General features: G+C 55.3%; 1 rRNA gene. It reads left to right on the plus strand.

Features of this window, described 5'->3' with window-relative positions:
• A 23S ribosomal RNA gene (locus DAI17_RS20765) occupies positions 1–618 on the plus strand; the annotation flags it as partial.

The raw sequence follows: 618 nt of genomic DNA on the forward strand, positions 1-618 counted from the left end.
GAGGAGCACGAAGGTTGGCTAATCCTGGTCGGACATCAGGAGGTTAGTGCAATGGCATAAGCCAGCTTGACTGCGAGCGTGACGGCGCGAGCAGGTGCGAAAGCAGGTCATAGTGATCCGGTGGTTCTGAATGGAAGGGCCATCGCTCAACGGATAAAAGGTACTCCGGGGATAACAGGCTGATACCGCCCAAGAGTTCATATCGACGGCGGTGTTTGGCACCTCGATGTCGGCTCATCACATCCTGGGGCTGAAGTAGGTCCCAAGGGTATGGCTGTTCGCCATTTAAAGTGGTACGCGAGCTGGGTTTAGAACGTCGTGAGACAGTTCGGTCCCTATCTGCCGTGGGCGCTGGAGAACTGAGGGGGGCTGCTCCTAGTACGAGAGGACCGGAGTGGACGCATCACTGGTGTTCGGGTTGTCATGCCAATGGCACTGCCCGGTAGCTAAATGCGGAAGAGATAAGTGCTGAAAGCATCTAAGCACGAAACTTGCCCCGAGATGAGTTCTCCCTGACTCCTTGAGAGTCCTGAAGGAACGTTGAAGACGACGACGTTGATAGGCCGGGTGTGTAAGCGCAGCGATGCGTTGAGCTAACCGGTACTAATGAGATCGGAA

The sequence above is a fragment of the Nocardioides sediminis genome (assembly GCF_003047295.1).
GTDB classification, from domain to species: domain Bacteria; phylum Actinomycetota; class Actinomycetes; order Propionibacteriales; family Nocardioidaceae; genus Nocardioides; species Nocardioides sediminis.